A 15209-nucleotide genomic window follows, 5' to 3' on the forward strand; every position below is an offset into this window, starting at 1 on the left:
CGCAGCTCTAATTGCTGACCGTGTTTTAATCTAGTGTTAACGTAGTTTCAGCGTTGCCAAGCCAACTAATACCAGCACCACAGAAATTATCCAGAAGCGCACGATAACTCTTGGCTCTGGCCAACCTTTTAGTTCGTAGTGATGATGTATCGGCGCCATTCTGAATACGCGTTTTGCCCGTAATTTATAGGAGCCTACCTGTAATATCACCGACAGGGTTTCTACAACAAAGATCCCGCCCATAATAAATAGCACCAATTCTTGTTTTACCAGCACCGCAATAACCCCTAATAAGGCGCCTAATGCTAATGAACCAACGTCCCCCATAAACACTTGCGCCGGGTAGGTGTTAAACCATAAAAAGCCAAGCCCGGCACCGACAATGGCGGTACAAACCACCACTAACTCGCTCACCTCGCGAATATGAGGTAAATTCAAGTAGGCAGAGAAATTGCTATTACCGGTAACGTAAGCAAATATGGCAAAGGCGCCAGCCACTAATATGGTTGGCACTATGGCTAAGCCGTCCAGGCCGTCCGTCAGGTTTACCGCATTAGACGTGCCGACAATAACGAAATAGGTCACCACGATATAAAATAAGCCCAGTTGTGGCATCACTTCTTTAATAAACGGGATCAACAGCGTGGTCTCGCCCGGTGCAGAAATCCAATACAGGTAAATTGCCGTACCTAACCCAGCAACGGTTTGCCAGAAGTATTTCCAGCGGGCGATCAAGCCCTTAGCATCTTTACGAATGACTTTACGGTAATCATCAACGAAACCAATTAAACCAAAACTTACGGTGACAAAAATCACGATTTGGACGTAACTGTTGGTTAAATCTGTCCATAATAGAATGCTCAATAAAATGGTGCCTAAGATCAAGATCCCGCCCATCGTTGGCGTGCCGGATTTCGATAAATGGCTCTCTGGCCCATCATCACGAATGGTTTGGCCAATTTGCATATTCTGCAAATAACGGATTAATTTAGGCCCCAAATATAATGACGCAACCAGCGCCGTTAATGTCGCGACAATGGCCCTAAAGGTTACGTATTGAAATACATTAAACCCTGAATAGAACTCTGTAAGATATTGGCCGAGCCAAACTAGCATTTCGATCCCTCATTATTATTTTGCAGATTAGCATTTTCACGCCAACCTTTGATGTCATTAACCACTAATTCCATCCGCGCACTACGCGAACCTTTCACTAGCACGGTTATTGGTTGCTGTTCATCCTTTAGCAGGTTTGCTAAATGTTCGACTAATAAGTCCCGCGACGAAAAATGACGGCCATCTTGCTCAAATACTGCCGAGGTACTCTGACTTAACACGCCTAGCGTTAATAAATTATCAACCTGGTGGTGTAGGGCATGTTCGCCAATTTCCTGATGGTACGCTCTGGCCTCTTCACCGAGCTCAGCCATATCACCTAACACCAGAATGCTACGCCCCGGATAACTGGCCAATAGCTCCACTGCCGCCTTGGTTGATTCAACATTGGCATTATAGCTATCATCAATTAAGGTAAAATCATTGACTAAGTGAATCAGGTTCAAACGGCCTTTTACCGGCGACATACCGCTAAGCCCCGCTTGAATATCGGTTAGGCTGGCGCCAAATTCTAACGCAATTGTTGCCGCGGCGACCGCATTACAGACGTTGTGCTTACCCGGTACCGGCACATCGATATCAATGTTTCCCAGATCGGTATTTAAGGTAAAACTGCTGCAACCTTTGCCATTCATCCGTATATTGGTGCAATAGACATCGGCCGTATTTTCACAAGAAAACTTGCGCACCGTTTTGTTTTCTAAACGCCACTGCCACTTATGGGCATATGGGGTATCCTGGTTATATAAAGCCACGCCATTTGGACCGAGCCCTTCGAAAATTTCGCCTTTCGCCCGGGCAACACCACACATATCGCCAAACCCTTCCAAATGCGCGGCGGCGATATTATTAATCACCGCCACATCCGGCTTGGTCAACCCCGTGGTGTAGGCAATTTCACCGATATGATTGGCGCCAAGTTCAATGACGGCAAATTCGTGCTGGGGTTCTAACCGCAATAATGTTAACGGTACACCAATTTCATTATTAAAATTGCCTTTTGTCGCCAGTACGGTTCCTAAGCGGGATAAAATAGCCGCGACCATTTCTTTGACCGTGGTTTTACCGCTGCTGCCGGTAATGGCGACCGTTTTTGGATTTAATGTCGCTTTCACGTATGCCGCCAATTTTCCCATCGCCTGGTAGCAATCATTGACCACAATTTGCGGCAGTCGCTGGCCGCTAAGCTGCTGTTCACTTTCGACTAAAGCGGCAGTACAGCCGATGCTTGCCGCCTGTTCAACAAAGCGATGACCATCGAAATTCGGTCCTTTTAAGGCGATGAATAAATCGTCTTTTGCCAATTGCCTGGAATCGGTGCAAACACTGGTAATTATAAGAGTATCGGCGCAGTCCGTTGGCACGCAGTTGCGCACTTGTCCATCGACAACTTTTGCCAGTTCCGTTAAGGATAATGGGATCATTGTTTTGTCCCTCCCTGATAAAATTGGCGTACCACTTCGCGCTCATGATAAGCGATGGTTTGTTCGCCAATAATTAAATAATCTTCATGGCCTTTGCCTGCGCAAAGCACCATATCGTTTGCTTTTGCCCGGCTTAATGCGGAAATTACCGCTTGCTCTCTGTCGATGATCACTTCTACTTTTTCTGTCACACTGATACCTTGCTGGATATCACTGGTAATATGTTCAGCTTCTTCACTGCGCGGGTTATCATTAGTCAGCACAATGTGATCGGCATAGCGCTGAGCAATACTGCCCATTATCGCGCGCTTGCCCTTGTCTCTGTCTCCGCCACAACCAAATACTACCCATAACTCACCCGGGCAATGTGCTCTTGCTGAGAGCAATGCCTGTTCTAAACCATCGGGGGTATGAGCATAATCAACCACAGCAGTCGGTTTATCCGATGCGGTAAATGTTTCCATCCGCCCCGTCACTGGCAGCAATTGCTGAGTAACCCTGGCAATATTTTCTAATGGCACCCCTTGTATTAGTAATACCGCCATCGCCGCCAATAAATTGGCAACGTTAAACTCGCCTAACAGCGAGCTCTGTATTTGGCAATGTCCCCAGCTAGAGCGTAACTCGAACTTCACCCCACGGTTATGACAGACAATATTTTCGGCCAGCAGATATTGCTGATTTTTCAGTAACTCAGCATTATTGCTATCGACGCTATACAGTACCCGTTCATTGCTCGCCGGCAATTGCTGTAACCAGGATTGGCAAATCTGATCATCGGCATTTAGCACCCAGGTTTGTTCCGGCTTGCCTAAAAACAGTTGCTTTTTGGCATTGGCATAGCTACTCATATCGCCATGATAATCGAGATGATCACGTGATAAATTGGTAAACACCGCGATATCGATCATGTTTACATCAAGCCGATTCTGGCTCAGCGCATGCGATGATACTTCCATTGCTACTTGCCTAACATGTTGATGTTTAAATTGCGCCAACAATTGCAACAATTTCGTTGGCCCTGGGGTGGTATTGTTGATATTTTCAAGGTTATCGAGTGTACCGGCGCCCAAGGTACCTATAATAGCGGTTTTAGTATTATTTGCTGTTAATAATTGTGCGATTAACTGACAACAACTGGTTTTGCCATTGGTACCGGTAACGCCAATTAACTCTACCGCTTCATGCGGGTTATTGTAATAGTAAGCACTAACATTTACCAAGTGCTTATCCAACTGATAAAAGTTTATTACCAGTACTTCATTACCCAGCTGACTAACGGTGTAGGCACTGCCATGTTCCGCTTTCGTCGCACATTGGGCAATCACTAAACAAGCCCCTTGTGCTACGGCATTGTGAATATAAGCGCTGCCGTCTTGATGGGTGCCAATCACTGCGGCGAAAATATCATTTTCAGTAACAAAGCGTGAATCATTAATTAAGTATTGGCTATGTGCAATTTCGCTAATTTCAATAGCAAAATGCGCCAGCGCCTTGGCGATTGAAAAATCTTTGGTGGAAAAAGTCGCATCGAGCTTAGGCATCATTCGCTCCTGTTAGCGCGTTGCGGTCAGCAAAGCCCTCACTCCAGCGAGTGATTTTTGTTTCATCATCCGGGGCAATATTTAAGTATTGTAAAGCGCCCCCCATCACCCGAGAAAAGACCGGGGCGGCAACTTCACCGCCGTGATATAAGTCGCCAGCTGGATCATTGATAACAACTACGATGGCAAGACGTGGGTTTGATACCGGCGCAACACCGGCAAAAATGCCTACATAATCGTTACCATAGCCACCACCAGCAACTGTTTTTATTACCGTACCGGTTTTGCCAGCTACCCGATAACCTTCAACTTTTGCCCGGTAGCCACCGCCACCTTCACCACTAACAACTTGTTCCAGCATCTTCAATACGGCTTTAGAATTTTTTGCATCAACTACCTGCTCGCCCTCATTAAATACCGGGTCTTTAAGCACTGATAATGGTAATTTTTTTCCGCCATTGCCAAGAGTCGCGTAAAAACGAGCAAGTTGTAGCGGGCTTATCGCTAATCCATAGCCCCAGGAAAGTGTCGCTAATTCGTATTCAGACCAACGGTTTCGATCGGATAACATCCCTGAGCTTTCACCCACTAAGCCAGTACCGGTATCTTCTGAGAACCCCATTTCAAAAAACTTACCTAATAAAAAATCTTTTGGCACATCGAGGGCAAGTTTTGTAGTTCCCATGTTCGATGATTTTTTTAGTATCTCAGTCAGGCTGAGTTTGCCATTATTGCGAGTATCTGAAACTCGTCCACCTTTAATACGCATAGAACCTGGAGCGGTATTAATGATGCTATCCACATTGGCCGTGCCAAACTCAAGCGCAGTTAATACCGTTAAAGGCTTCATCGTCGAACCCGGTTCCAAAATATCGGTGATTGCCCGATTGCGAAAACGATGTGTTGCCGTACCTTTGCGGTTATTCGGATTATATGACGGGCCATTGACCATCGCCAGAATTTCACCGGTTTTTACATCCACCACCACTATGGAGCCTGAGCTCGCTTTAAACGACTTTATCGCCGCTTTCAATTCACTATAGGCCAGAGCCTGAATGCGCTGATCGATAGAAAGCACAATGTCTTGTGGCAAGGTAGCGTCTTTATTTTCTAAAATTTCAATCTTGTTGCCTTTGGCATCTTTCACATATTTTTTCGTGCCATCGGTACCGGTTAACTGGTCATTATATAAGCGTTCCAAGCCTTCAATGCCTTGATCGTCAACGTTAGTAAAACCAATAAGGTGCGAGCTAATTTCACCTGCCGGATAAAAACGTTTTGATTCTTTACGGAGCGAGATACCCGGGATTTTCAATTCTCGAATAAAATCGGTGATCGTCGGTGACACTTGCCTGGCAAGATAAACAAAGCGTTTTTTCGGGTCGGTGCCAATCCGGGCTTTTAATTTTTCAGCATCTTTGCCCAACACTTGTGCCAGGGCTTGCCAGTGACGCTTCATCTGCAAACCGTTGCGTTCGATAACAATTCTGGGATCGGCAAAAATGGCATGTACGGGTACAGAAATGGCCAGTTCAATGCCGTTGCGGTCGACTATGGCACCGCGATGGGAATCGTTCAGTGTATTGCGAATGGTGCGGTTCTCACCCCGGCTAATAAGCAATTCCGGCTCAAATACCTGAATATATGCGGCGCGGGCAACCAGTCCGGAATAGACCAAGCAAATCAAACCCAAGACAACATAAAACCGCCAGGTGATGGTGGCCGGTTTGAAGTTATCTTGATTGCGCTTAGCTTTTTTAACCGTCATGGTATCTTTATTATTATTTCCTTTGTTGGTTTCGGCCTGTGCATATGCAGTATTTTATCGGCCTTGTTTTCTATTTCACTGTGTTCGGCTAAAGAGTTTTGTTCTAACTGTAAATTACGCCACTCAATATCTAACCGATCTTTTTTGCTATACAAGCGTTCAACTTCTATCGTCGTTTGCCGGTTTAGGTGAGTCATAAAAATCACCGAAAACGCCGAAAGCAGCACCAATATGACTAATATATAGGTACCGCTAAATCGACGTATGTCTTGCCAAATTTCTTGGGTTAATACAAACTTACCCAATGCCACTGTTAATTCCTGTCAAACACTAACATGGCTAATCCTTGGCTAAACGCAGCGCTACCCGTAATACTGAACTACGCGAACGTACATTTTCTGTTACTTCTGTTGTACTCGGTTTTAGCTTTTTACCTACCAGAGCAAGCTTCTTGCCCTTTTGGATCTCGGCTTCTGTAATTGGCATGCCACGCGGTACTTTTTTACCCTGGCTATGCTTTCTCATAAACTGTTTTACTAATCTATCTTCTAATGAATGAAAACTAATAACGACTAAACGACCATCTTCTTTTAATACGTCTAATGCCGCCACCAATGCCTGTTCAATCTGTTCAAGCTCTGAATTAATGTACATGCGAATGGCTTGAAAACTGCGCGTAGCAGGATGCTTTTTAATTTCGCGTTGCGGTGCGGCAGTTTTAATAATTTTTGCTAACTGACCTGTGCTGGTTAACTCTTCTTCTGCGCGAGCATCAACAATGGCATTGGCGATACGCCAGGCGTGCTTTTCTTCACCGAAGGTTCGCAACACCCAGGTAATGTCTTCTACATCGGCAGCCATTAACCACTGGGCCGCCGTTTGCCCTTTACTGGTATCCATGCGCATATCCAGCGGGCCATCTTTCATAAAGCTGAATCCACGACTGGCATCGTCCAGTTGCGGCGATGACACCCCAAGATCGAGTAAGATGCCATCTACCTTATCGGTGACATTCAGATCGTTGGCGATTTCGGCGAGATTGGCAAAACCATTGTGGACGATAGAAAAACGAGGGTCATCAGCGAACCTTTGCGCAGACTCGATTGCCGTCGGGTCCCGATCAACGGCGATTAAGCGACCGTTGTCGCCTAAAGTATTCAAAATTAAGTTCGAGTGGCCACCGCGACCAAAAGTACAGTCGATGTATGTGCCATCGGCCTTAATCTCTAGTCCGTCAACGGCTTCTTGCAGAAGTACCGATATGTGTGAAAATTCTGTCGTCATAAGGTTACAGTGATAAATCGAGTAAACGTTCGGTTGGTTCAATTTTGCCATTTTGGTTAGCACTGATGCCTTGTTGCATCTGTGCCTGCCAATCGGCCTCGTTCCAAATTTCAAACTTATTAAATAATCCAACCAGCATGATATTTTTATCCAGGTTGGCGTGTTGACGAAGAACGCCGTTTAATAACAAACGGCCATTTTTGTCGAGTTCACATTCGGTGGCATTCCCCAGCAAGATACGTTTGATTATCCGCTCGCTCGGGTTCATGTCAGACAAACGACTCAACTTTAGTTCTAATTCTTCCCATTCGGGTAACGGGTACAAGAGTAAACAACGACTTTCCGTGTGCAAAGTGCAAACCATTTTACCATCGAAATCGGCAAACAAAGTCTCACGGTACCTGGTTGGTATCGTGATCCGATTCTTGCTGTCTAAGGTAAGGTTGTTTGCGCCTCTAAACATAGTTTTTGTTATTCTTTGTGGCTCGACTTTAACTGTTTATTTTTTAAACGACAGTCAAAAGATCCACATTTCTCCACTTTTTCCCACTTATGTACAGTTTAGTGATAATAGTCAACCGTTGTCAAGTAAAGAAAAATCAATCAAACCGCTCGATCCGCCCTTAAAAAATAAGGCTTCGTTGTAAGTTCTTTATAATGTGGAACTTTGTGGAGTGTGCAGCCTATTTCATCCCAAAAATTATTTTTATTTGGTGAAAATTAATGACCATGTGGCTAGGATGTGCACTTATGGGTTATGCTGAATGTGCAAATCTCAATCGACGCTATGATAAATTGATTTTATATAGAAGAATATACTCTAAATTCAGTGAAAACTCATGTTGTAACTCAGTAAAATTCACATAATAATTAAGCTAACCTAGAAACAACCACGTAAGGATATGAACAATGTCGGCAAGAACGTCTCTGGCAAGTTGGAAATATTTACAAGCTCACGCCAAACAAATGAAGCAACAGCACATGAGAACGCTGTTTAGCGACAATGATAACCGTTTTAACGAATTTTCATTAAAACTGCCGGCATTTTTATTTGATTACTCAAAAAACCTGATCACCGCTGATACCATGCAAGGGTTATTTGGCTTAGCCCGCGATTGCGAACTGGAACAATGGCGCGAAAAAATGTTTGCCGGAGAACGAATCAACACCACCGAAGACAGAAGTGTACTTCATGTAGCGTTGCGAGATCGCACCACTAAGGCGTTTACCCTCGATGGTGAAAACCTCAGCGACAAAGTGAATCAGGCACTCACTCAGATCAAATCATTTACCGACAAGGTACGCACCGGTCAATGGAAAGGATATTCGGGTAAACGCATCACCGATGTGGTCAATATTGGTGTCGGTGGTTCAAACCTTGGCCCGCAAATGGTTACCGAAGCGTTAAAACACTATAGCGACCAAAGTGTCAGTGTTCATTATGTATCCAATGTCGATGGTACTCAAATTGCTGATGTCTTGCGCCCGCTCGATCCAGAAAAAACCTTATTTATTATTTCCAGTAAAACCTTCACCACCACCGAAACCATGACCAATGCGCAGACCGCAATGAAGTGGTTAGTCACCTCTGCCTTTGATCAAAATGCGGTGGCAAAGCATTTTGTCGCCGTGTCGGCCAATAAAGAAAATGCCAGTGCATTTGGCATCGAGCAGCAAAACATTTTTGATATGTGGGATTGGGTCGGCGGTCGTTTTTCATTGTGGTCGGCCATTGGCTTACCGATAGCAATTGATTTGGGCTTTGATAAATTCATTGAGCTACTCGAAGGCGCACACGAAATGGATCAGCATTTCAAAAATGCCCCGTTAGAACAGAATGCGCCAGTAATTATGGCGTTATTGAGTCTGTGGAACTGCACCTTTTTAGGCTCACAATCACAAGCGATACTGCCCTATGACCAGCCTTTGCATAAACTTACCGCCTATTTACAACAAGCCGAAATGGAAAGTAATGGCAAATCGGTGAACTGGCAAGGTGAAGACGTGGATTATCCGACAGTGCCGTCTATTTGGGGTGAAATTGGCATTAATGGCCAACACGCGTTTTATCAGTATCTGCACCAAAGTAACAATGTGGTACCTGCCGACTTTATTGGTTCGGTACAATCGGTTACGCCAGTGCAAGGCCATCACGACACCTTAATGGCCAATTTTTTTGCCCAAACCGAGGCGTTAATGGGCGGGGTTGATGAGCAGCAAGTACGAGAAGATTTAAAAGCGAAAGGTCGTACCGCGGAATATATTGATAAAGTCGCACCACATAAAGTGCACAAGGGCAACCGCCCCACCAATACCATATTACTCGATCAAATATCGCCGAAGTCTTTGGGCAGTTTAATTGCTTTATATGAACATAAAATTTTCAGTCAGGGCATTTTGCTGCAGATTTGTTCGTTTGATCAGTGGGGGGTGGAATTAGGCAAAGGCCTGGCCAATAAAATTCAACAAGAGCTTAGTGGCGAAGAGTCCGCTCAAATTCATGACAGCTCAACCACCGAGTTGATTAAATACTACAAGTCTATAAAAGCAAAAAAATAGTCAACCATAGCGACGGTTGATTTTTCACGGTTGACTTTTCGTGGCATATTTTGCACTCGAAAAGTCAACAACTCCTAGCTCCAAATCTCGTCCCTCCCGACAAAATGCCCCATAAAATACACCGTTAAGCATAACGGCAGTCGGCTTAAAAATTATCCGTTTGACTTTGATTTAATATCCCCTGCACTTTGAATGATGACGGGTTTATACCCGTGTCATCTCAAGCTGCATATTTCATGCTCCTTGAGGTGGCACGGGTATCTATCTTACTGCTATGATTAAATTAATTGAAAATTAGTTAAAGATTTCTAAAGTAAACATTATGTATAACGAATATGTCATTGCCATCGTTGTTTTACTTGTTACCTTATTGGCTGTTGTGCTTAATAAAATTCGTACTCAGACGCAAAAAAGCCTAACCGACATCTTACAAAACTCAGAATCGAAACGACTTGCTGTGGGCGCCATCGGCTTATTTTTGATCATCATTTCGGTGATCATTTACTATGGCTTAACGCAGATAAAACAACAAATAAACGCCCAGGCGAGAGAATCCTTAATTACCGTCGTAGAAGCGGCAGAATCGTCATTGAATACCTGGTATGAGGCGCGGGTGGCCTCTATCCATTTGTTGTCAGAAGATGATGAAAACATTAAGCAAGCCGAGCAATTGGTACAACTGCCGAAGGAGCGGATAAAAGCCAACCCTTACCTGATCAGACTGCGTGATTATTTTAACGAATTGCCCGCTGAATATCGCAATATTGGTTTTTTCATTATCTCCAAAGACAGATACAACTATGCGTCTTGGCGCGATACAAATTTGGGACAGATAAATATCATTCAACAGCAACGGCCAAAGTTATTAGACCGGGTGTTTGCTGGTGAAACCGTGCTGATACCACCAATCAGAAGTGACGTCCCGCTGTATCAAGTACAAAAAGGCTTAGGTGCGCATAATACCACCATGTTTATTGCCGCCCCGATGAAAAACAGTAACGGCGAAATCTTTGCCGCCATCACCATACGTATCGACCCATTTAAGGAATTATTTAATATTGCCAAAGCCGGTCGTGTTGGCTTGAGCGGCGAGACTTACTTCACTGACGTAAATGGCTTATTAATCTCCAGCAGCCGTTTTGAAAAAGACCTTGCTGCTGTGGGTCTGTTAACTGGAGGTCAGTCGAGTATTTTAAATATCAGTCTGCGTGATCCTGGCTATTTATTAACTCCGAAAAAACCATATGTCGCATCCAGTAGCGAATTGCCACTGATATTAAGTGCCGCACAATTGAGCCAAAATCAAGATGGTGCCAGTATGGATGGCTATCGCGATTATCGCGGCCAAAAGGTGCTTGGCGCCTGGCGCTGGAATGACAATGTTGGCTTTGGCATCATCACCGAAATCGATGTTCAAGAGGTACAGCAAGGCTATACCAAATTACGGTTTACCATAGTGTCAGTGTTGATCAGTATCATCGTCTTAACCGCGTTATTGGCTAATATCGCGATGAGCATAGTGAGGCGGATGAATCGGCGCCTGGTAAAAGCCAATACCGATTTAGAATCACGGGTAACGGAAAGAACCAAGGAATTATCAGACCGCGAAAGTAAACTGTGGGATCTTTACGAAAATTCTCCGGTGGCCAATGCCACCATATTGACCTCAGGCAAATTCAGTAAACATAATAGCGTTTTCGCCGAACTCACCGGCCATAGTCGCGCAGATTTTGAATCGCTGCACTGGCAAGATTTACTGCCTGGTGATGAAACCGCAAAACCAGGCTTACAGCTGCTCCATTCAGCGCAGGAAGGGATCAGTCAAAAAGATATTAACATCACCATTTTGAATACCAAAGGCGAGCCACTGCAAATCGCGGCATCGGCAATACCGGCAAGCAATGGTGATGAGATCCGTTTATCTTTAGTAGACATTAGCCAGCGCGAAGAAGCCCTGGCCAAACTGTCGGAAAACGAACAAAAATTTCGCTCAATTATCACCAATTTGCCCGGTACCATATTCCGTTATGAACTCTTTGATAACTGGCGTGAACAAAGCCCGCTCATTTTCATCACCGAAAAAATAAAAACTATCACCGGCTATGATGTTGCTGATTTTTTAGGGAAAAAACCACGGCGAACCCTTAAATCCATTGCCTATAAAGACGACTGGCCAGAAGTGAAAAAACGAGTGGACCTTGCCATCACTAGTGGTAAACCGATTGACATTAGATTTCGCTTAACCAACAAAAATGGCGAATGCCGAGTCATCGTGTTAAAGGCGTTGGCGTTGGTTGATCAACAAAGTAAGCGAAAATATTTTGACGGCGTGCTGGTCGATATTACCGAACAGATGCAATTAAAAGCGGATTTACGCGAAAGTGAAAATCGCTCGAAAACCATTTTGAAAAGTATCGGCGATGGCGTTGTGGTTATCGACAGCAAAGGCATAGTGCAAGAATTTAGCCCGGCGGCAGAACAAATGTTTGGCTATCGCGCAAGCGAAATGATTGGCCATAACATTAAATGTATCCAACCCGATGACATTGCCCAGCAACATGATACTTTTTTACAGAACTATAAAGACGAAAAATCATCGTCTGTGGTGGGTAATGTCAGCGAATTGGAAGGGCAACATAAAGATGGCCACATCATTCCCATCGAATTATCGGTCAGGGAAAGCATTCTGGACGATCAAAAAATGTTTATTGGGGTAATGCGTGATATTACCGACCGCCACATACAAGAAAAATTACTCAAAGAAAGTGAAGAACGATTAGATGCAGCAACCTACGGCGCGCGTATCGGCTTATGGGAATTCTTCCCCAAAAAAGACAATTCCAGAGTCAATACCATGTGGGCAACCATGTTAGGTTACGCGCCAGGTGAAATCATGGAGAAAAATGAAAAATGGTCCTTTATTAAAGGCGGCTTAAAAACCTGGCGTGAACTTATTCATCCCGATGATTGGCAGCAAACAGAACAATATATGCAAACTTACCTAAAAGGTAATGACCAGGAATATAGGCATGAATTGCGTATCCGTTGTAAAGATGGCCAATATAAATGGATACTCGATATTGGCCGCACTACCGAAAACGATGAACAGGGGTTACCGTCTCGTATTTGCGGTGTGCATATTGATATCACCGAGCGTAAACAACTGGAGCTTAATTATGAAAAAGCCAAGTTTACCGCCGAAGATGCCAATCGGGCAAAGTCAGATTTTCTCGCCAATATGTCCCATGAAATTCGCACCCCAATGAATGCCATTATTGGCATGTCGCATCTGGCCTTAGAAACCGAACTGAATAAAAAGCAGCGTAATTATATCGATAAGGTGCATCGCAGTGCCGAATCTTTGCTCGGCATTATCAATGATATTTTAGATTTTTCTAAAATTGAAGCCGGCAAACTGGATATTGAAACTATCGAGTTTGATCTTGGTGATATATTGGAAAATTTAGTCAATTTTGTCAGCATAAAAGCGGAAGAAAAACAGCTGGAATTACTGTTTGATATCGAGCCAGATTTGCCAATGGCGCTAATTGGTGATCCATTACGTTTGACTCAGGTATTGATTAATTTGGCCAATAATGCGGTCAAATTCACCGACGATGGTGAAGTGGTATTGAATATATCTCAGCAGTTCATCAGTGAAGATTACGTGGAATTGAAATTTGCCATTGAAGATACCGGTATCGGGATGACCGAAGAGCAGCAAGCTAAGCTGTTTCAGCCTTTCACTCAGGCCGACGCTTCGACCACACGCAAACATGGTGGCACCGGATTAGGGCTGGCAATTTCCAAAAAACTGGTGAATTTAATGGGGGGCGAAATACAACTGGAAAGTGCGCTGGGTCAAGGCAGTACCTTCTCATTCTCGGTCACCCTAAGCCGTCAAACGCATACTGAGATTAAAGCACTTACACCAACCCGAGAAGTAAAAAATGTCTTAGTGGTAGATGATAACAGTCATGCCCGGGAGATTTTTTCAAAAATGATCACCAGCCTGGGTTATCACGTAGAAGTTGCCGACAGTGCAGCCAAAGGCCTGGCATTATTAAGCGAAGCTGACAATCATCAGCCATTCCAGTTAATCCTGATGGATTGGCAAATGCCGACAATGGATGGTATAGAAGCCATAAAAGTGATTGAAACCAAGCTTAATCTTAACACCAAACCTACTGTATTTATGGTTACCGCCTATGGTAAAGAAGAACTCAATCTGCAAATTGACAAACTGGATATCAGTGCAGTGTTAACCAAACCGGTGACCGCATCGACATTGAATGATGCCATTATGGATGCCATGGGAAATAATCGAATCAGCAATTTGGATAATTACTCGCGCAAGGAAAAATCTAAAGATGCCATTGACGAACTGCAGGGAGCACATATATTAGCGGTAGAAGACAATGAGGTAAACCAGGAATTGATTACCGGCTTATTAACCAACAATGGCATCAGGTGCAGCATTGCCAACAATGGTAAAGAAGCCATTGAAATGATTGAAAATGGATCTTTTGATGGGGTATTAATGGATTGTCAAATGCCAATTATGGATGGTTATACGGCGAGTAAAAAACTCAGAGAAAATCCTGAATTTGCGAAACTGCCGATCCTGGCGATGACTGCCAATGCCATGGCAGGCGACAGAGAAAAAGCTCTGGATGCCGGCATGAATGATCATATTCCCAAACCCATTAATGTTGCCGCGATGTTTCAAATAATGGCGAAATGGATAAAACCATTAACTGGCAACAAAGAAAGTGCCAGCGAATCAGCCCCTGCCACCAGCAAGGGTGACAGTGAAAACAAACTAACACCATCAAACAATGATGCAGAAACAGCAAACAAACCGATAGCCGCAGCAGAGATTTTACTGCCCGGCGCAACTGAACAGATTAATATTGGCGAGGGTTTAGCCCGGACCATGGATGATAAACACCTGTATTTAAGGCTACTGGCAAAATTTAGTGAAGGCCAACTAAATTTTTACCAGTCATTTAATGAGGCGGTAAGCAGTAACGATACTGAGTTAAGTACGCGCTTGGCCCACAGCTTAAAGGGCTTGGCCGGAAACATAGGTGCTAATAATTTATTTGTGGCGGCACAAAAATTAGAAGCACAGGCGCAGAAGCAGCAAATCAATAGCGACAGCTTAGCGGAAGTAGACCGACATTTAATGTCGGTTCTTAGCGACATAAATGAAATATTGGCGGTGAACACTGCTAGCCAGAATTTTCAGGATAAGCAAGTTACTCTCGATAGCGGTGAAATCAAGCCGGTATTGGTTGAATTACTGAAAATGCTCGAAGATTATGATACCGAGACTAGTGATTATCTTGAGCAACAACGGGGGGCCCTTACAAGCATCGACAGTAATGGCTGGTTAAAACAAGTGCAGCTTGCCATTGATGGTTATGATTATGATAAAGCCAAAACCTTAGTAAAAGAAAAACTATAGGACCAAAGTTCTATAGCCATACATCGGTTAAAGATATAATTTAA

9 protein-coding genes are annotated in these 15209 nt (G+C 44.1%); 2 read left to right on the forward strand and 7 right to left on the reverse strand.

Translation table 11 applies throughout. From position 1 onward, the window contains the following. Positions 1 to 36: 36 nt before the first annotated feature. From mraY to mraZ, 7 genes are read right to left on the reverse strand one after another with little or no spacing between them, the layout of a single operon-like run. Entirely contained in the window at positions 37 to 1116 is a 1080-nt protein-coding gene (gene mraY, locus ND16A_RS18040; RefSeq protein WP_033075802.1) for a phospho-N-acetylmuramoyl-pentapeptide-transferase, read from the reverse strand. Then, positions 1110 to 2540, reverse strand: a complete 1431-nt coding sequence (locus ND16A_RS18035) for a UDP-N-acetylmuramoyl-tripeptide--D-alanyl-D-alanine ligase (RefSeq protein WP_052072775.1) — start codon at positions 2538 to 2540, stop codon at positions 1110 to 1112. The genes mraY and ND16A_RS18035 overlap by 7 nt, the downstream gene beginning before the upstream one ends. Beyond that, entirely contained in the window at positions 2537 to 4087 is a 1551-nt protein-coding gene (locus ND16A_RS18030; RefSeq protein ID WP_033075803.1) for a UDP-N-acetylmuramoyl-L-alanyl-D-glutamate--2,6-diaminopimelate ligase, read from the reverse strand. Before ND16A_RS18030 ends, ND16A_RS18035 begins: the two co-directional genes overlap by 4 nt. Next, on the reverse strand, positions 4077 to 5852 hold the full coding sequence (locus ND16A_RS18025) for a peptidoglycan D,D-transpeptidase FtsI family protein (RefSeq protein ID WP_033075804.1): 1776 nt from the start codon (positions 5850 to 5852) through the stop codon (positions 4077 to 4079). The genes ND16A_RS18030 and ND16A_RS18025 overlap by 11 nt, the downstream gene beginning before the upstream one ends. Then, entirely contained in the window at positions 5849 to 6163 is a 315-nt protein-coding gene (gene ftsL / locus ND16A_RS18020) for a cell division protein FtsL (RefSeq protein ID WP_235281922.1), read from the reverse strand. The genes ND16A_RS18025 and ftsL overlap by 4 nt, the downstream gene beginning before the upstream one ends. A gap of 28 nt (positions 6164 to 6191) precedes the next feature. Beyond that, entirely contained in the window at positions 6192 to 7136 is a 945-nt protein-coding gene (gene rsmH / locus ND16A_RS18015) for a 16S rRNA (cytosine(1402)-N(4))-methyltransferase RsmH (RefSeq protein ID WP_033075805.1), read from the reverse strand. 4 nt (positions 7137 to 7140) lie between these two features. Then, positions 7141 to 7599 (reverse strand): division/cell wall cluster transcriptional repressor MraZ, encoded by a 459-nt coding sequence (gene mraZ, locus ND16A_RS18010; protein ID WP_033075806.1) that lies wholly within the window; start codon positions 7597 to 7599, stop codon positions 7141 to 7143. Positions 7600 to 8045: 446 nt separating this feature from the next. Between mraZ and pgi the strand changes: the two genes are divergently transcribed. Further along, positions 8046 to 9695, forward strand: a complete 1650-nt coding sequence (pgi, locus tag ND16A_RS18005; protein ID WP_033075807.1) for a glucose-6-phosphate isomerase — start codon at positions 8046 to 8048, stop codon at positions 9693 to 9695. Positions 9696 to 10017: 322 nt separating this feature from the next. Further along, positions 10018 to 15165 carry a PAS domain S-box protein gene (locus ND16A_RS20045; protein WP_052072777.1) on the forward strand — a complete coding sequence of 1716 codons (5148 nt, stop codon included), beginning with the start codon at positions 10018 to 10020 and terminating at the stop codon, positions 15163 to 15165. The last annotated feature ends 44 nt before the right edge of the window (positions 15166 to 15209 follow it).

Source organism: Thalassotalea sp. ND16A, assembly GCF_000764205.1.
GTDB lineage: Bacteria > Pseudomonadota > Gammaproteobacteria > Enterobacterales > Alteromonadaceae > Thalassotalea_A.

Bases quoted from the DNA above. Each gene is read 5' to 3' on its own strand.
- mraY (WP_033075802.1), bottom strand. From the start codon at position 1,116: ATGCTAGTTTGGCTCGGCCAATATCTTACAGAGTTCTATTCAGGGTTT.
- ND16A_RS18035 (WP_052072775.1), bottom strand. From the start codon at position 2,540: ATGATCCCATTATCCTTAACGGAACTGGCAAAAGTTGTCGATGGACAA.
- ND16A_RS18030 (WP_033075803.1), bottom strand. From the start codon at position 4,087: ATGATGCCTAAGCTCGATGCGACTTTTTCCACCAAAGATTTTTCAATC.
- ND16A_RS18025 (WP_033075804.1), bottom strand. From the start codon at position 5,852: ATGACGGTTAAAAAAGCTAAGCGCAATCAAGATAACTTCAAACCGGCC.
- rsmH (WP_033075805.1), bottom strand. From the start codon at position 7,136: ATGACGACAGAATTTTCACACATATCGGTACTTCTGCAAGAAGCCGTT.
- mraZ (WP_033075806.1), bottom strand. From the start codon at position 7,599: ATGTTTAGAGGCGCAAACAACCTTACCTTAGACAGCAAGAATCGGATC.
- pgi (WP_033075807.1), top strand. From the start codon at position 8,046: ATGTCGGCAAGAACGTCTCTGGCAAGTTGGAAATATTTACAAGCTCAC.
- ND16A_RS20045 (WP_052072777.1), top strand. From the start codon at position 10,018: ATGTATAACGAATATGTCATTGCCATCGTTGTTTTACTTGTTACCTTA.